General features: G+C 37.9%; 16 protein-coding genes. 3 read left to right on the top strand and 13 right to left on the bottom strand.

Features of this window, described 5'->3' with window-relative positions:
• Positions 1-822 (top strand): SH3 domain-containing protein (locus HCJ45_RS08785; RefSeq protein ID WP_187124543.1); only part of this gene is annotated, 822 nt, incomplete at its 5' end.
• Between the two features lie 77 nt (positions 823-899).
• Here HCJ45_RS08785 and budA read toward each other — a convergent pair.
• From budA to ilvD, 10 genes are all read right to left on the bottom strand, one after another.
• Complete coding sequence (budA, locus tag HCJ45_RS08780; protein WP_187124542.1) at positions 900-1,619, bottom strand: acetolactate decarboxylase; 720 nt, start codon at positions 1,617-1,619, stop codon at positions 900-902.
• 190 nt (positions 1,620-1,809) lie between these two features.
• Entirely contained in the window at positions 1,810-3,078 is a 1,269-nt protein-coding gene (gene ilvA / locus HCJ45_RS08775) for a threonine ammonia-lyase (RefSeq protein ID WP_187124548.1), read from the bottom strand.
• 18 nt (positions 3,079-3,096) lie between these two features.
• Entirely contained in the window at positions 3,097-3,678 is a 582-nt protein-coding gene (leuD, locus tag HCJ45_RS08770) for a 3-isopropylmalate dehydratase small subunit (protein ID WP_187124541.1), read from the bottom strand.
• Positions 3,665-5,053: a 3-isopropylmalate dehydratase large subunit gene (leuC, locus tag HCJ45_RS08765; protein ID WP_185345437.1), complete on the bottom strand. Its 1,389-nt coding sequence runs from the start codon at positions 5,051-5,053 to the stop codon at positions 3,665-3,667. The genes leuD and leuC overlap by 14 nt, the downstream gene beginning before the upstream one ends.
• A gap of 1 nt (position 5,054) precedes the next feature.
• Entirely contained in the window at positions 5,055-6,107 is a 1,053-nt protein-coding gene (leuB, locus tag HCJ45_RS08760) for a 3-isopropylmalate dehydrogenase (RefSeq protein WP_185395481.1), read from the bottom strand.
• A 1-nt stretch (position 6,108) separates the two neighbouring features.
• Positions 6,109-7,647, bottom strand: a complete 1,539-nt coding sequence (locus HCJ45_RS08755; protein ID WP_185395480.1) for a 2-isopropylmalate synthase — start codon at positions 7,645-7,647, stop codon at positions 6,109-6,111.
• A 156-nt stretch (positions 7,648-7,803) separates the two neighbouring features.
• Positions 7,804-8,799 (bottom strand): ketol-acid reductoisomerase, encoded by a 996-nt coding sequence (gene ilvC, locus HCJ45_RS08750; RefSeq protein WP_185395479.1) that lies wholly within the window; start codon positions 8,797-8,799, stop codon positions 7,804-7,806.
• 65 nt (positions 8,800-8,864) lie between these two features.
• Entirely contained in the window at positions 8,865-9,356 is a 492-nt protein-coding gene (ilvN, locus tag HCJ45_RS08745; RefSeq protein ID WP_185345425.1) for an acetolactate synthase small subunit, read from the bottom strand.
• Positions 9,357-11,078: a biosynthetic-type acetolactate synthase large subunit gene (gene ilvB / locus HCJ45_RS08740; protein ID WP_185345422.1), complete on the bottom strand. Its 1,722-nt coding sequence runs from the start codon at positions 11,076-11,078 to the stop codon at positions 9,357-9,359. It lies immediately after the preceding gene.
• 17 nt (positions 11,079-11,095) lie between these two features.
• Positions 11,096-12,790, bottom strand: coding sequence for a dihydroxy-acid dehydratase (gene ilvD / locus HCJ45_RS08735; RefSeq protein ID WP_185345419.1), 1,695 nt, complete (start codon positions 12,788-12,790; stop codon positions 11,096-11,098).
• A 664-nt stretch (positions 12,791-13,454) separates the two neighbouring features.
• Between ilvD and HCJ45_RS08730 the strand changes: the two genes are divergently transcribed.
• Together HCJ45_RS08730 and HCJ45_RS08725 are read left to right on the top strand one after the other, a co-directional pair.
• Entirely contained in the window at positions 13,455-13,982 is a 528-nt protein-coding gene (locus HCJ45_RS08730) for a GNAT family N-acetyltransferase (protein ID WP_185395478.1), read from the top strand.
• A complete protein-coding gene (locus HCJ45_RS08725; protein WP_185395477.1) occupies positions 13,955-14,440 on the top strand; it encodes a DUF6884 domain-containing protein in 486 nt (161 codons plus the stop codon). Before HCJ45_RS08730 ends, HCJ45_RS08725 begins: the two co-directional genes overlap by 28 nt.
• Here HCJ45_RS08725 and HCJ45_RS08720 read toward each other — a convergent pair.
• The 3 genes from HCJ45_RS08720 to zwf form a co-directional block, all read right to left on the bottom strand.
• On the bottom strand, positions 14,423-14,560 hold the full coding sequence (locus HCJ45_RS08720; protein WP_185345409.1) for a hypothetical protein: 138 nt from the start codon (positions 14,558-14,560) through the stop codon (positions 14,423-14,425). The genes HCJ45_RS08725 and HCJ45_RS08720 overlap by 18 nt on opposite strands.
• A gap of 32 nt (positions 14,561-14,592) precedes the next feature.
• Positions 14,593-15,027, bottom strand: a complete 435-nt coding sequence (locus HCJ45_RS08715) for a YueI family protein (protein WP_185345406.1) — start codon at positions 15,025-15,027, stop codon at positions 14,593-14,595.
• A gap of 113 nt (positions 15,028-15,140) precedes the next feature.
• The gene (zwf, locus tag HCJ45_RS08710) at positions 15,141-16,616 is read right to left on the bottom strand and encodes a glucose-6-phosphate dehydrogenase (protein ID WP_185345403.1); all 1,476 of its coding nucleotides are present in this window, start codon (positions 16,614-16,616) and stop codon (positions 15,141-15,143) included.
• Between the last annotated feature and the right edge of the window lie 122 nt (positions 16,617-16,738).

Below are 16,738 nucleotides of genomic sequence, written 5' to 3'. Positions count from 1 at the left end.
ACAGCGGTATTAAAAACTTATTACGCGAAAGATAACTTAAATCTAAGAAGTGCAGCAACATGGGATAGCGATGTAGCTCAAAAAGTACAAAAAGGTGAAAAAGTAACAGTCAATGTAAAAGCTGGTACAAACGGTTGGCATAAAGTCACTTATGCTGGTAAAACAGGCTACATGATTTTAAATGATAACTATTTAGTGACAACGCCATTAAATATGAAAACTTACTATGCCATCAATGCGTTAAATCTAAGAAGTGCCGCTAATTGGGATAGTAGCGTCAGTCAAACAGTACCAGAAGGCGCACAAGTAAAAGTTGAAATGGACACCAATACAGGTGCATGGTACAAAGTGACCTACCAAAATAAAACAGGTTATATGCCGTTAACTAGTGATTATCTATCTGAAACAGCGGTATTAAAAACTTATTACGCGAAAGATAACTTAAATCTAAGAAGTGCAGCAACATGGGAAAGCGATGTAGCTCAAAAAGTAGAAAAAGGTGAAAAAGTAACAGTCAATGTAAAAGCTGGCACAAATGGCTGGCATAAAGTCACTTATGCTGGTAAAACAGGCTACATGATTTTAAACGATAACTACTTAGTGACAACGCCATTAAATTTAAAAACATACTATGCCATCAATGCATTAAATTTAAGAAGTGAAGCAACTTGGGATAGTAGTATCAGTCAAGTAGTTCCAGCAAATGCTAAAGTAAAAGTTGATATGGACACTAACATAGGTGTATGGTATCAAGTAACTTACCAAAATAAAACAGGTTATATGCCATTAACAGATGATTATCTATCTTTAACAGCAAAATAAAATAGATTTCAACTATAATTAATCAAAAAACCAGAAATTAGAGGAATAATCTAATTTCTGGTTTTTGATTAATAACATTAATTTTCCGCGGCTTCAATCTGCTCTAACATATCTGGTGTACTTAAATCACTTCTAAGGAATTCGGTCGTTTGTGGTAATTGTAGTTCGAATTCTGTTTGTTGGGCAACTTCTATCGTTCCTTCAAGCATTTCATAATCAAACACATGACCACCAATTTTTCGCAAATCATCAATGAAATGCACATGATAACCAGAAACGCCGATTCCACTAATATAAGCAGGAGTCCAAAAGCCAACAATAGTCCCAGTAATATATTCAAAATGATAAGTTGGCTGCTCTTTCACTGCCTCTATTAATGGCGGATAAGGTCGTTGTTGTTTGGGAACCACACGTGTATCAACAAATTTGAAATTTCCAGTCATTTTTACCGCATAAAAAACATTTGGCCCTTGTACTAATTCCGCGATTTGTTCTTCCACTCTTTGTTTTGTTGTTGGCTCCATGACTTTAAAAGAAGTATCCGCGTCAAAAAAAGTAGTACTAGCATAAGGTGTTGTGTCTTCTGGCTTAACTTTATAAGCTTGACCATCAGAACGAATTTGAAAAGCTTCTCCGTCTAAAATAATTAGTTCACCGTCAAACTCATCAAGTGTTCCAATACCAAGATCTCCATGCTGTAATAATTCTTTAAAACTAGTTGTTCCGCTAAATAGACCGCCAACTAGTGCTGCCATAGTTGAATGCTGAAATAATCGATTTTTTCTTACTGCGTCCATAATTGCCACTCCTTGAATTGTTATATATGAAAAAACGAATTTAATAATACAGTTTTATTTTAATAACTTTATTATACTACTTTATAACCGTAAACAAAAGATTTTAAACTGGTTTTTAAAATAAAATTCAACTATAACAGCGTGTTAAACTGTAATATAAAAAAGTTCCTACTAAAAAGTAGGAACCCTTTTACACAAGAAGTGTATATAGTGTTTGATTGTCATTAATAGGAATATAACTAGGGTCAAATGCGGCGACTCGTTCAAGCAACCCCTCATAATCATTTTTATTTTGGAGAAGTACGCCAATAATAACCGGACCATTACCACGATTTACTTTTTTTGTATATTCAAACTTGGTAATATCATCGTGTGGACCAAGCACATCATTAACAAATTCTTTTAATGCTCCAGGTCTTTGTGAGAAATTAACGATAAAATAATGTTTTAAACCTTCATGTAGCAAGGAACGTTCTTCTATTTCTTGCATTCGATTAATGTCGTTGTTACCACCGCTAATAACACAGACCACTGTTTTGTCTTTGATTTCCTCGCGATAGGTATCAAGTGCAGCAACCGACAGAGCGCCAGCAGGTTCGGCAACGATTGCTTGTTTCGTATACATATCTAAAATCGTTGAACAAACAGCGCCTTCTGAAATAGTTGTTACTTCATCTACCAATACTTTCGCATGTTCAAAAGTTAAATTACCAACTTCTTTGACCGCAGCTCCATCAACGAATTTGTCGATTTTATTTAGTTTTACGACTTGATTTTGTTTTAAGGCTTCGGTCATGGAAGGTGCGCCATCTGGTTCGACACCGATTATTTTCGTGATAGGACTTTTCGCTTTTAAGTAAGTTGCCACACCGCTAATTAATCCGCCACCACCAATTCCAGCAAATACATAATCAGCCTGTTCATGCGCTTTATTTAAATCTGCCACCATTTCAACAGCAAGAGAGCCTTGACCAGCAATAATATCTGGATCATCAAAAGGCGGGATAAAAGCTTGCCCATGTTCTATAGCAAATTCTTTGGCCGCTGCCGCAGAAGCATCAAATGTGTCACCAATTAAAACTACTTCTACATTACTACCACCGAAAAATTTTACTTGTGATACTTTTTGCTGTGGAGTAGTTGTAGGCATAAAGATGGTTGCTGGAACTGTCATACGTTTACATGTATATGCCACACCTTGCGCATGATTTCCAGCACTAGCACAAACTACGCCACGTTCTAATTTTTCTGCTGGAAGTCTTGAAATTGCATAAAAAGCACCTCTTAATTTAAAGGAACGAACACGTTGTAAATCCTCTCGTTTTAAATACACATTGCAATGATATTTTTCAGAAAGATAAAAATCATATTCGAGTGGTGTATGTCTGACGATAGATTTTAATACGTTATAAGCTTTTTCTACATCTTTCTCTGTTACTAATAAATCAACTAATTCCATCATCCTCACAACCTTTTCTTATATCGAATCGACTTTTTGTTCATATGCTTTAATGGCATCAATATATTCAAATGTAATCGCAATATCATCTAATCCATTAATAAATTTATTTTTCCATGTTGCATCTATTGCGAACGGGTAAGTCCCAACCGAACTAATAACTTGTTGGTTTGGTAAGTCGATTGTTAGTTTTTCTTCTGCTGAAAGTTCCGCTAATTTTTCGCGTGCTTCTTTTGGCAGAACGATAGGGAGGACACCATTTTTCGTGCAATTCATATAAAAAATATCACTATAACTTCCAGCGATAATCACACGGAAACGGTAATCTAGTAACGCCCATGCAGCATGTTCCCGAGAAGAGCCGCAGCCAAAATTCTCACCAGTAATTAAAATAGTCGCTTCTTGACGGTCTGGAGCATTTAATGGGAAATCTGGATTAGGTTTACGATTAGGTAAATAGCGCCAACTATCAAAGAGGAATTCTCCAAAACCAGTGCGCTCAATTCGTTTTAAAAAACTTTTAGGAATGATTTGATCCGTATCAATATTATCATTCATTAGTGCAACTGTTTTACCAATATGAACTTTAATTGCTTCCACTTATAACCGCCTCCTTACGAATATCAATAAAGTGCCCATTTATCGCCGCTGCAGCAGCCATTGCCGGGGAAACTAGATGTGTACGTGCGCCTTTACCTTGTCTACCTTCAAAGTTTCGGTTGGAGGTCGAAGCGCAGTGGACACCATTTGGAACCTGATCGGGATTCATACCGAGACACATTGAACAACCTGGTTCACGCCACTCGAAACCAGCTTCTTTAAATATTTTATCAAGTCCAATTGCTTCTGCCGCATTACGAACTTGTCGAGAACCAGGAACAACTAGAGCACGAATATTATTTTTGACTTTGTTTCCTTTAACAATACGTGCTGCTTCTTCCAAATCAGACAGGCGAGCATTGGTACACGAACCGATAAAAACATAACCAAGTTCAATTTGTTCAGCTTTTTGACCAGGCGCTAGTCCCATATATTCATAAGCACGTTCATAGTTCATATCTTTGATTTCAGGAAATGCTTTTGAGAAAGGGACGCCCATTTCCGGATTGGTTCCCCAAGTAACATATGGCTCTAAAATGCTTGCATCCATTTCGATATGAAGATCATAGGTAGCGTCTTCATCAGTCGCAAGTGTTTCCCAGTCTTGAATGGCTGCTTCCATATCGGTAGGGGCATATTCACGACCGCGAACATATTCGAACGTAGTAGCATCCGGTGCCATCATTCCCATTTTTGCGCCACCTTCAATTGCCATGTTACAAATGGTCATTCGCTCTTCCATTGACATATTACGAATCGTTTCGCCGTAGTATTCCACCGCATATCCAGTACCAAAGGCAACACCATATGTGGCAATTAAATGCAAAATAATATCTTTTGCATAGACACCTTTTGGCAATTTCCCGTTAATTTCAATTCCCATAGATTTTGGCTTTTGCTGCCAAATTGTTTGGGTTGCAAAGACATGCTCTACTTCACTAGAGCCAATCCCAAAACCAATTGCTCCAAAAGCGCCATGAGTTGCAGTATGTGAATCACCACAAACAATCACTTTTCCCGGTTGCGTAAGTCCTGTTTCTGGACCAACCATATGAACGATTCCTTGACGGTCACTTCCCATATCTGCTAACGTAACACCAAATTCTGCACAGTTTGTTTGAAGTGCTTCAATTTGTTTTTTAGCCACAAGATCTTGAATGTTGAAAATATCTTCTGTTGGCACATTGTGATCCATCGTTGCAAAAGTTTTATCGGGTCTACGTAGTGGTCTGTTTTCCATACGAAGCCCTTCAAAAGCTTGAGGAGAAGTAACTTCATGAATTAAATGGAGATCAACATATAATAATTGCGGTTCACCTTCTTTGCCAGAAATGACATGGCGATTCCAAAGTTTATCAAATAGTGTTTGCCCCATTTTATTCTCCTCCTTTAATTTGTTTTAGTACTTCACTTGTAAAATCAGTAGTGGATGTATTCCCTCCAAGATCAGCAGTTAAAAATCCAGCTTCCATTGTTGTGGCAGTTGCTTTATCAATTGCATCAGCTTCTTTAAAAAGGCCGAAAGATTGACGAAGCATCATTGAAATGGAAGAAATCATCGACATTGGATTAGCAATATTTTGGTTAGCTATATCTGGTGCCGAGCCGTGAATTGGTTCGTATAAAGAAGGACCGTTCTCAGCATGACTAGCGGAAGGGAGCATCCCAAGCGAACCTGTAATAACAGAAGCTTCATCACTTAAAATATCGCCAAATAAATTTTCTGTCACAATAACATCAAATGAAGTGGGGCGCTGAATAAGAAGCATCGCCGCAGCATCTACATATAAATGCTCTAAAGTGATGTCTGGATGTCTACTTGCTACTTCTTCCGCGATTTGACGCCATAATTTACTAGAAGCAAGAACATTTGCTTTATCTACTGAAGTTACTTTTTTATTCCGAGTGGCAGCAATGGTAAAAGCTTTTTCGATAATTCGTTCTATCTCTGCTCTCGTGTAAGTTAACGAATCTACTGCTGAATTATTATCCCAATGTTTAGGTTCGCCAAAGTATAGACCGCCAGTTAATTCACGAACGACAATAAAATCAGTTCCTTCAACAATTTCCTTTTTTAAAGGGGATAGCTGTGTTATTGAGCTTGGAACTTGAATGGGGCGAATATTGGCGAAAAGACCAAGAGCCTTTCGAAGTGCCAGCAATCCATCTTCTGGTCGTTTTGTAGCATTGTCCCATTTAGGCCCACCAATTGCGCCGAGTAGAATAGCATCGGCATTTTGACAAGCTTTTAATGTTGTGGTGGGGAGTGGAACACCAGCTACATCAATTGCAGCACCACCAAAAGGATGTGATTCTATTGTAAATGTATGCTGATATTTTTTGGCGATTGCTTCAAGGACTTTTATGCCAGCTGTCATAATTTCTGGTCCAATACCGTCACCAGCAAGGGAGGTGATTTTATAAGCCACGTTATTTTACCTCCTCAAAATCAGCTTGGTTACTCGCAATTTTACTTTTCCCTGAGGCGTGCAAATAAGCTTTGGCACTTGCAGTTAGTACATCAAAGTCAATGCCGATACCATGGAATTCTAAACCTTTAGTATCTTTTATAACCACATGAACTTCTGCTTGAGCATCTTGGCCTGCAGTGATTGCTTGAATACGGTAATCCGTTAATTCCACAGATTGCTTCATTAAACGATTAATCGTGTTATAAATCGCTTCAATACTACCAGAGCCTGTTGCAGCATCTTCTGTAGTAACACCATCTTTTTCTTCAATGCGGACAATGGCTCCTTGGACTCCACCAGTAACATATTGAACTTGTAAATGTTTTAGTTCAAAATCTTTTGAGGACTCAGAAGACTGACCAAGAATCAGCGCATGAAGATCTTCTTCGGTGACTTCTTTTTTTGCATCTGCAAGTTGTTTAAATCGTTTAAAAGCATTTTTTTGTTCTTGTTCGTTTAACGCATAGCCCATTTCTTCCATACGCGTATTAAATGCATGTTTGCCGGAAAGTTTTCCAAGTGGTAGTGAGTTTTTATCTACACCAACAAGCGCTGGTGTAATAATTTCATACGTATCAGGGTTTTTTAGCACACCGTCTTGGTGAATGCCTGATTCATGTGCATAAGCATTTCCACCGATAACCGCTTTGTTACGAGGAACGGGCATGCCTGACAAACGGCTTACCAAATCACTCGCATTTTTAAATTGATTTAAAATGATGTTCGTCTCTGCTTGATAAAAATCTTTGCGAATATGGAGAGCAACAGCTACTTCTTCAAGTGCAGTATTTCCAGCACGTTCGCCAATACCGTTGATGGTTCCTTCCACGCGAGTTGCCCCATTTTCAATTGCAGCAAGTGCGTTTGCGGTAGCCATACCAAGGTCATCATGGCAGTGGGAAGCAAATGTAACCTCATCAAATTGCTTGATTTCACGGCGCAAGTCTTGGAATAATTTACCAAACTCAGTAGGATTTGTATAGCCGACTGTGTCTGGAATATTTATGACAGTTGCACCTGCATCAATTGCCGTTTGAACAGCTTCAATAAGGAAAGCTCGATCGGTTCTTGTGGCATCTTCTGGTGAAAATTGTACGACATCAAATTTTTGTTTTGCATAACTAACATGGTGTTTAATGGAAGCGAGAACTTCCGCCCGACTCATTTTTAATTTAAATTTCATGTGTACATCGCTAGTTGCTAAGAAGATATGTATTTGCGGAGAAACAGCCTCTTTAAGCGCTTCCTCAGCTCGGTTGATATCTTCTTCCACACAGCGAGCTAGCCCTGTTACAGAACAATGTTTAATCGCATTTGCAATGGCCTTGACACATTCAAAATCTCCAGGAGAAGAAATCGGAAAGCCGGCTTCAATTACATCAATCCCGAGTTTTTCGAGTTGTAAGGCGATCTGGATTTTCTCCTTTACGTCAAAATTAACTCCAGGGGTTTGTTCGCCATCTCGTAGTGTTGTATCAAAAAACTGGATTTTCTTCATTCGATTTCACCTCTTGTTTTATATTAGATAGGGAAGCTTGGATTTTTCCTGCTTTCAGTATCAGTTTAGGAAAGAAATATTTCTTTCTTAAACTCATAATGAAATGGAATAAACGGTTGCTAGGCAAGGATTCTTACCTAGCAATCGTCTTAAGTATTAATGTTGTGGTTTCACAAATGGCATCATTTCACGAAGTTCAGCACCGACTTTTTCGATTTGATGACCTTGTTGTTCCGCGCGCATTCTATGGAACTCTTTAAAGCCATTTTTATTATCATCTATAAAAGCTTTAGCAAAGTTTCCATTTTGAATGTCCGTAAGTACTTCTTTCATCGCTTTTTTAGTATCTGCTGTAACGACACGTGGACCAGAAACGTAATCTCCATATTCTGCTGTATTAGAAATGGAATAGCGCATTTTTTCCATGCCGCCTTCATACATTAAATCAACAATTAATTTCATTTCATGGAGTACTTCAAAATAAGCAAGTTCTGGTTGGTAGCCGGCTTCTACAAGTGTTTCAAATCCTGCTTGAATTAAATGAGTTGCCCCGCCACAAAGGACAGCTTGTTCACCAAATAGATCCGTTTCAGTTTCTTCTTTGAAAGTAGTTTCGATAACGCCAGCGCGAGTAGCTCCAATTCCTTTTGCATAAGAAAGGGCAGTGTCACGTGCATTGCCAGTTGCATCTTGGTAAATAGCGAATAGAGAAGGGACCGCACCACCTTCAACAAAAGTACGACGAACAAGATGTCCAGGTCCTTTTGGAGCTACAAGGAAAACATCCACATCACTAGGTGGCTTAATTACGTCAAAATGGATATTAAAACCATGAGCAAAAACTAGTGCATTCCCAGCTTTTAAGTGTGGTTTAATTTCTTTTTCATACGTATCGCCTTGCGTTTCATCCGGTAAAAGTATCATAATAACATCGGCTTTTTCAGCTGCTTCACTAACAGAATAGACATCAAAACCATCATTACGAGCTGATTCTGCAGATTTCCCTTCACGAATACCAATAATTACTTGGTTCCCATTATCACGTAAATTTTGAGAGTGGGCATGACCTTGCGAGCCATATCCAATTACTGCTACTGTTTTACCTTCTAGCACGTTATTTTTCACTGCATCTTCATAATAAACTTTTGTCATTTTCCTAACCTCCACTAATTTCTTTTTATATTGCAAAGCACCTGACTTGCATGCTTTGTACAAACTTAATTCATTTTTTTTGCACTTCTTGTAAAACCAGTGACACCTGTTCGCGCCATTTGTTTAATTCCGTAAGGGCGTATAATATCGACGAAAGCATCGATTTTCTCGCTTGTACCTGTAACTTGGATAACGACATTTTTTGTTCCAACATCAATTACAGTTGCTCTAAATGGTTCAATCACTGCATTTAGTTCTGATCGAAGCGCGGCGGGGGAGTTGATTTTAATTAAAGCAAGTTCCCGTTCGATATGCGCATCATCCGTAATATCACTCACTTTTAGCACATCAATTTGCTTATTTAATTGCTTCGTTACTTGTTCGATTTCATATAGCGAATCTACATGGACAACGATAGTAATCCGAGATACATTAGGGATTTCGGTCCAGCCAACAGAAATGCTATCAATATTATATTGGCGTCTGGAGATAACCCCAGTGATACGATTTAGTACGCCAGAAGAGTTATTCACTGTAGCAGTAATGATTCGGCGCATTTATTCCACCCCTTCCATTTGGTGATTTGGTTTACCGCTTGGAACCATTGGAAGTACTAGTTCGTCTTTTGCAACATGGACATCAATGACAATCGGACCGGGATGAGAAAAAGCTTTTCTTAAATCTTTTTCTAGCGTTTCTGGATTGGTAAGCCGAACTCCCTTGACACCGTATGCTTCTGAAAGTTTCACAAAATCTGGTTGGCTCGAGAAAATGGAGTGGGAATATCTTTCACCGTGGAATTTTTCTTGCCACTGCCGAACCATCCCAAGCGAGCCGTTATTGATAATGACTGTTTTTACATTGATTTGATAATCATTTAAAATTGCTAGCTCTTGATTGGTCATTTGAAAACCACCATCACCAACAATGGCTACAACTGTTTTTTCTGGGAAAGCAAGCTGTGCGCCAACTGCTGCTGGAAAACCAAAGCCCATTGTTCCAAGACCGCCACTAGTAATAATTTGATGGTCAAATTGAAATGGATAGAACTGTGCAGCCCACATTTGGTGTTGACCAACATCTGTAGAAACAAGCGCTTCACCTTGTGTAATTTCGCCAATAAGTTCAATCACACGTTGCGGCTTAATCTCCGCTTTTTTCGTTTTATCAAAATGAAACGGATGGCGGTTTTTACGTGTCATATTTAATTTGTACCAATGAGAAGTGTCAGGATGAACAGGTAGTTCCATTTGCAATAGTTGCGTAATGGTTTCGTTAATATCAGCCACAATGGGTATTTGTGTTTCAATGATTTTTCCGATTTCTGCTGGATCAATATCAATATGGGCGATAGTTGCTTTAGGTGCGAACTCTTTAGGTGCACTAGCTAGACGATCGTCAAATCTTGAACCAAAATTGATTAGCAAGTCGCAGTCGGTTAATGCCATATTAGCTGCATAAGAGCCATGCATTCCACCCATTCCTAAAAATAAATCATGATTTTGTGGGAAACTTCCAAGACCGAGCAGTGTGTTTACAATTGGAATTTGATAGCGTTCAGCAAATTCTAAAAGTTCCGCTGTTGCGCGGGAATGATTGACGCCAGCTCCAGCTAAAATAAGTGGTTTATTCGCAGCAGATAAAGCTTGCATCAATTTTTCAAGTTGAAGTGGGTTCGGTGAATACGTTGGTTGATAACCCGGCAAATCAATTGTGTCCGGATAAACTGTATCGGTTTGAATAATTCCCATATCTTTTGGAATATCAACGACCACGGGACCCTTACGACCAGTATTAGCAATATGAAAAGCTTCATTAACAATTTTTGGCAAATCACGAACATCACGTACTTGATAATTGTATTTAGTAATAGGGATAGTTAAACCAATCATATCAGCTTCTTGAAAAGCGTCTTTTCCAATTCCAGGAGTATGAACTTGACCTGTAAAAATAACAAGTGGAATCGAATCGCTCATCGCGTCTGCAATCCCTGTTAAAACGTTAGTAGCACCTGGACCACTAGTAACAACAACTACGCCTGGCTTTCCAGTTACTCGAGCATATCCCTCAGCTGCATGGATGGCTCCTTGTTCATGTCTTGTTAGAATATGTGGAATATCGCAATCATAAAAGGCATCATATAGAGGCAAAACCGCGCCACCAGGATAACCAAAAATCATTTCGACACGCTGCTTCTTTAAGGCATCAATTAATAGTTCTGCGCCACTTTTACTAGTCTTTTCTGTTGTTTTTTCATTGTTCTTTGTCGTATCAATCACGCTTATCACCTCGTTTTTTAGTCGATTAAATCTTCTGGGATTTGCAAGATACCACCTGTATGAGCGCTTGTTACTAATGCTGTATATCTTGCAAGGTAACCAGTTTTTACTTTAGCTTTAAATTTAGGTAACTCTTTTCTTCTCGCTTCTAAAACTTCATCAGAAACTTCTACGTTTAAAGTTCTGTTTGGTAAGTCAATAGTGATAATATCACCATCATGTACAAGTGCAATAGGACCACCCGCTGCTGCTTCAGGAGAAATATGACCAACTGCGATTCCGCGAGTAGCTCCAGAAAAGCGACCGTCTGTTATAAGCGCTACATCTTTTCCAAGACCACGCCCAACAATACTACTCGTTGGTGCAAGCATTTCTGGCATTCCAGGACCGCCTTTAGGACCTTCATAACGAATAACAACAACATGTCCTTCACGTACAGTATGATTATCAATTGCTTCTACCGCTTCATCATGGGAACTAAAACAGATAGCCTCTCCTTTAAAAACTTTAACAGAAGGATCAACACCACCAACTTTAATCGCGGCTCCTTTGGGTGCGATATTTCCAAATAACATCGAAAGTCCACCAACAGGACTATACGGATTTTCTTTTGGGTGAATGACATCGGTATTATTAATTTTTGCATCTGCTACGTTTTCACGAATGGTTTTTCCGGTAACTGTGATTCGGTCGGGATGGATTGCTCCACCTAGGTCAACAAGTTCTTTGACAATAGCGGAAACACCACCAGCTTCATGAACATCATGCATAGAGTAAGAAGAAGAAGGGGCAATTTTAGAAAGATAAGGAACACGCTTAGCAATATCATTGATCCGTTCCAAATCATAGTCTTCAATACCGGCTTCATTTGCAAGTGCGAGTGTATGTAAAACAGTATTGGTAGATCCGCCCATTGCCATATCTAGTGCAAAAGCATCGTCAATCGCATCTTTTGTTATGATGTCACGAGGTCGAATATCTTTTTTTACTAAATCCATTAAGTGGAAAGCGGATTGTCGAATAAGATCGCGACGAGCATCAGAAACAGCAAGTGTAGTACCGTTTCCAGGAACCGCCATTCCAAGAATTTCCATTAAACAGTTCATTGAGTTAGCTGTAAACATTCCAGCACATGATCCACATGTTGGACAGGCATTTGCTTCCATATCCAGAAAATCTTCTTGAGACATGCTACCATCTTTAAATGCGCCAACTGCTTCAAAAACAGAAGAAAGTGTTAAGGCTTTCCCATGAGCAGATAATCCAGCTTTCATTGGACCACCTGAACAGAAAATGGCAGGAACGTTAGTACGAACCGAAGCAAGCAGCATACCAGGAGTAATTTTGTCGCAGTTTGGAATATAAAAGACACCATCAAACCAGTGCGCATTAATTACTGTTTCAGCTGCATCTGCAATAACTTCACGAGAGGGTAGGGAGTAACGCATTCCAATATGTCCCATTGCAATACCATCGTCTACACCAATCGTATTAAATTCAAACGGGATACCGCCAGCTTCTCTAATTGCTTCCTTCGCGACATCAGCAAGCTCTCGCAAGTGAACATGGCCAGGAACAATATCAATATAAGAATTACAAATCGCGATAAATGGTTTATCCATATCACCTGGACTTTTAATTTGACCTGTAGCATGCAGCAAACTTCTTGCTGGTGCTTGGTCGACACCTTTTTTTATTTTGTCACTACGCATATGACTTTACCCCATTTCTAATTAAGAATTATTTGCCGACGCTGAATTTTTAGAATTCACAAAATAGCGTGGCATTAAAGTATAGTAGATAGTAATTGCTCACTTGATAGCTGTTTTTTGCTTGAGAATTCGAAATCTGGCTAAAGAAAAAGCATCCCAATGATGAAAACAATGGGATGCTTTGCAAGAATCCCATTTAATGTAAACAGGACTCAAACTACTGTAAATTGCTACAGTGTTCAAAGCCCTTCTAGAGTAATAAAATTGTAATGACAGATTTAGTCGTTTTCATAAGTCATTATCCCCTTCATTAAATGGTTTTAGATTTTCGATTAGTCGCACATTTTTGAAAACAATGAATATCAAGAAATGTTATGTTATTACTAAATATAAACGGTTGGTAAGCGATTGTCAATTGTTATTTTGAAAGTTTTCCGTTAGTTTGCACAATTCAAGCAACTTAAACTTGGAAGTGAAATTAGTACCTGGTCTTATATTTAAAGTATAACTTAAATGGAAGCGCATTCAAAAAATAAAGGTCAATCATATAGTCAGAATAGTTTTATTTTTAATTTTTAAATAATAAATGACACAATAGTTGCGCAAACATACATAATTCTGCTAAATTGAAAGTAATAAATTAGTAGGAAAGCCGGGTTTAGTGGTGGACATTATAGAGACAGAAAGACTAATATTGATTAATTATACACTCGAGATGATTCAAGCAACGATTAAAGGGACGGAAAATTTAGAAAAGGCAAGTGGTTACCATGTTTCCAAAGACTGGCCAGGAATTGAATTCTTTTTTTACCTGCCATATGTTTTAGAAAATGTAAAAAAAGACGATCGAATGATTAAATGGACGAGACTTGTTGTACTTAAAGAAGAAAATAAAATTATCGGAGAAATTGGTGGTCAAGGAACTCCTGATGAAACTGGGGAAATTGAAATTGGCTACAGTATTGTACCAGATTACCAAAATAAAGGTTATATGAAAGAAGCATTAATTGGAATGATTACATGGTTAGAAAAACAGCCAGTAATTCACCGTATTTTTGCACGTTGCTATGATAACAACGAAGCTTCTATTCGAGTACTAAAACACAATCAATTAATACATATAGAAGAAAAGGATGTTTTTGAGCGACAAGGAAGAGTGATGACATGGGAATTTCCAATAAGCAAGAGCTAATAATAATTGCGTCAGGTAAACCAAAAATATGGGATAAATTTCCAAATATCGGAGCCGTTAAAGCTAGCGAAGCGTATACGGGAACATTTCATCGTTTAAGTAAAGCATATGCGGAAAAATTTGCAGAAAACTATTTAATTCTATCTCCTAAATATGGTTTTCTTAGACCGACAGATATGGTTCAGGAAACTTACGATGTCCGTTTTACAAGTAGAGGTGTGGGTCAGGATACTATACAGCTAGCAGATCTAAGGAAGATGTGGCAAGGACTACAAATAGACCCTACTGAACAAATCCCAATGTTGGGCGGGGAAAAGTTCAGAGGGTTATTAGCAGCGATTACGGATAATAAGCAAGTTTTTGAGTTCCCACTTTCGGGTTCAACAGGAATTGGAATAATGCAGCAAAAGTTAAAACAAGCAGTGGAGACAGGAATTCCATTAAATAGTACTAAGTAAAAGAAGTGCAGCAGTGATAAGCAAGAACATTACGCCCATGTTGATGTTTTTACGAATAAAGAAATAAATCGTTTGTAAAGACATCAATATGGCAAGTGACAGTGTAATAACATGTAGCATAAATTAACCTCCTAAATAAATAAGCGAGAAACTTAATTGAATAACTTCCGCACTTTTTCAAGGAGCGAAAGAGGTTCTTCTTCGGTTTCCACTGGGGATTCTTCTTTATATAAATGAATATCTTCTTTGTTAACTTCTTTTTGGCAAGCAAGAACAAGATAAATCTCTGTTTCGCCCTCTAAACGGCTAACAATAGAAAATTCATGTTGGCATTTTTCTGCAAGTTTAATGTATGGTCGCATGGAATTATAATGTAATAATCCATTTAAGAGAAGTTTGGAATCGGGAGTTTCAAGTATTGCTTTTTCTAGTTCAGGAAGCAATTGTTGCGATAAAACTTCTTCTTTCGTAAGTGCAACTAATACGCGTTCACGAAATGTTCCCAAATACTTTTTCTTCTCAGCTGGATTGATTTCTTTTGCCCCATACATGCCTTTTTCTAAATAATCATCAATATTTTCAGCCATTATATGAGCTCCTTTAACTAGTTGATTAACTCTATTCTAACATGTTAAAGGGCTTTTGCAAGCATACAAAAAAACCAGAAGTAGGAGAATTAGTCCTATTTCTGGTTTTTAAATTAATCAATTGGGAACCACTGAAATCCGTCACGTTGAATCAAGTCATCTGCTTCTTTTGGTCCAAATGAGCCGGATTTATAGTTAGGGAAATGATCTTTTGTATTTGTCCAAACATCTGCTACACGGTCAATAAAGTTCCAAGATAGTGAAACTTCATCCCAATGAGAGAAGTATGTAGCGTCTCCGCGTAAACAATCTAAAATGAGCTTTTCGTATGCTTCTGGTGTATTCATACCGTCCGGCGAAGAGTGAATATAATTTAAATTCACAGGCATAGTCACCATTCCTTGACCAGGTTCTTTTACATTTAAGTGAAGTGTAATACCTTCATCAGGTTGAATATGAATAACAAGAACATTTCCACCGAGGGATTGTTGTTGTCCAAATAAATTAAGCGGGACATCTTTGAATTGAATCGCAATTTGTGTTGTTTTTTTAGCAAGACGTTTTCCGGTACGAATATAAAATGGAACGCCAGCCCAGCGGAAGTTATCAATTTCAAGTTTAGCAGCAACAAAGGTTTCGGTATTCGAATGTGGATCAACATTATCTTCTTGACGATAACCTTTTAATTCTTTGCCATTTACTTCACCAGGACCATACTGACCACGGATAAAGTTTTGATGTACTTCTTTCCCTTCAAAAACACGTAATGAACGAAGCGCACGTACTTTTTCATGGCGAATTTCACGTGTAGTTAAGTTAATTGGTGGTTCCATTGCTAACAATGAGACAATTTGAAGAATATGATTTTGAACCATATCGCGAAGAGCGCCACTTTCATCGTAGTAACGACCGCGATCTTCCACACCAAGTACTTCTGTTAAACTCACTTGGATATTATCAATGTAACGATTATTCCATAGCGACTCAATAATCGAATTAGCAAATCGAATGACCGAGATATTTTGAATCATTTCTTTACCCAAGTAATGATCAATACGATAAATTTCATCTTCATTAAAAGCTTGACGAAGCGAACTATTTAATTCTTCTGCACTCGCTAAATCATGACCAAATGGTTTTTCGATGATTAAACGATGGAAGCCTTTTGTATCAACAAAGCCCTCAGATTTGATACGGTTTGCAATTGTTCCAAAGAAATTTGGCGCCATAGCAAGATAGAATAAACGATTACCATCTAGCTCATATTTTGCATCTAATTCATCCGATAAATCTTTAAGTTTTACGTAGGAATCTTTATTAGTAACGTCATGAGATTGATAGTAGAAATGAGAAGCAAAAGCATCTGCATTTTTTTCAGAACCATCAATGTCTTTAATTGATTCTTTCACTTTATCACGGAAGAATTCATTACTCCATTCACGACGAGCTGTTCCAATGACAGCAAAATTATCGCCTAGGGAGCCCTTACTAAATAGATGATATAGCGAAGGGTAAAGTTTGCGATTTGCCAAATCTCCCGTACCGCCAAAAATAGTAATCAATGCTTTTTGTTCTAACTCATCTGTCATACGTCATTTACCCTCTTTCTTGTTCTCTTTAATGGCAAAAATTAGCTACTAGAATCTATTCTCCTAGTTTGAAAAAGAACCCCATAAAAAAAGGCCTTTAATAAATGAGCTATTAAATTTCC

Source organism: Listeria immobilis, assembly GCF_014322845.1.
GTDB lineage: Bacteria > Bacillota > Bacilli > Lactobacillales > Listeriaceae > Listeria > Listeria immobilis.
Note: the sequence above shows the minus strand (reverse complement) of the source record. Positions and strands in the feature narration are given on the sequence as shown.